Genomic DNA, 1,456 nt, shown 5'->3' on the forward strand with positions numbered 1-1,456 from the left:
ATGACCCCATTGCTGTTGCGCCACCAGCGACGGCCGTTGACCGCCACTTGCTTTGCAACGTCATGCGTCGCCCCCCGCGCCTTGAGTTCCCGGTAGATGGTCCCGCCTCGCTTCCAATGCTTGAGCTGGATTGCCCGCAGCCGGTGACGCAGCCATTCGTCCAACTCGCGCCAGACTTTTGGCGTTTGCGCCAACCCAAAGTACGCTTTCCAGCCCAGCAGGTAGGGCCTGAGCTTCTCTACCGTTTGCTCCATGCTGCGCCCTCCCGAGCGGCGCGTGAGTTGCCGGATGCGGGCCTTGAAGTTGTCCAGCGCCTTGTAGGCCACCGCACATTTCACTTCTTGGCCTTTTGCCATCCATAGCTCATAGCCCAGGAACTTGCGTCCGAAGGCGCCGGCCACCGCGCTTTTGGCTTCGTTGATCTGAAGCTTCAGATCCGCGTACAGCCGGCGCAGGCAAGTCATCACCCGTTCGCCGGCCTTCATGCTGCCCACATAGACGTTGCAGTCGTCCGCGTAGCGCGCAAAGCAATGGCCTCGCGCCTCCAGCGCCTTGTCCACATCGTCAAGCAGCACATTGGCCAGCAACGGACTCAGCGGCCCACCTTGCGGCGTGCCCAGGTGGCGATCGACCACCACCCCGCCATCCAGGATTCCGGCATTGAGGTACGCACGAATCAGCCGGATCACTCCAGCATCGTCAATGCGCCTTCTCACCCGGTCGATCAGAATGTCGTGGTTGACCCGATCAAAGAATTTGCTCAGGTCCACGTCCACCACCACGCGCTTGCCCGATTGCACGTAGCCCCGGGCGGCTTTCACCGCATCGTGGGCCCGTCTGCCCGGGCGGAACCCGTAGCTGTGTTCGCTGAAGCTGGGGTCGATCAGGGGTTGCAGCACTTGTAGTAGTGCCTGCTGGATGAGTCTGTCCAGCACCGTGGGAATACCCAGCTCGCGCTGGCTACCGTCCGGTTTGGGAATCATCACCTTGCGTACCGGACTGGGCCGGTATCTGCCTGCGAACAGTTCTTGGCGGATGTCCAGCCAGCGCTGGCGGACCACCTGGGCGGTTTGCTCGATATCGAGCCCGTCCACCCCGGCAGCGCCATTGTTGGCCTTGACCCGCTTCCACGCCCCTTGCAGATTCTCTCTTGTCAGCGCCGCTTCCAGCAGGCCACCAGTGCCCGCCTTCGGCTTTGCCGACCCTGTGCCCTGGTGTTCAGGAAGCGGGCCGCAGGCTTCGTCGCTGGCAGGATCACACGCGGCTTCACCGCGTGCTACGCCCGCCCGCCCGGGTTGTCCCGGCATCTGACGCATGGCCTTTGACATCTTCTTGTCCTCGGTCACTCACTCTCGTTTGGTCCTTCGCTCTCGCCTTGTGGCCTCAGCGGCCCCGGCTCCAGCTACTACGACCTCTGCTGACTTCTCGCTCCGGCACAGCCGTCGGGCTTTCACCC

1 protein-coding gene is annotated in these 1,456 nt (G+C 63.1%); it reads right to left on the bottom strand.

Features of this window, described 5'->3' with window-relative positions; genetic code table 11:
- A partial coding sequence (gene ltrA, locus GVL12_RS25650) for a group II intron reverse transcriptase/maturase (RefSeq protein WP_235033987.1) occupies nucleotides 1-1,346 on the bottom strand: 1,346 nt, incomplete at its 3' end.
- Nucleotides 1,347-1,456: the final 110 nt, after the last annotated feature.

The organism is Pantoea sp. 18069 (assembly GCF_902706035.1).
In the GTDB taxonomy this organism is placed as follows: Bacteria; Pseudomonadota; Gammaproteobacteria; order Burkholderiales; family Burkholderiaceae_C; genus Comamonas.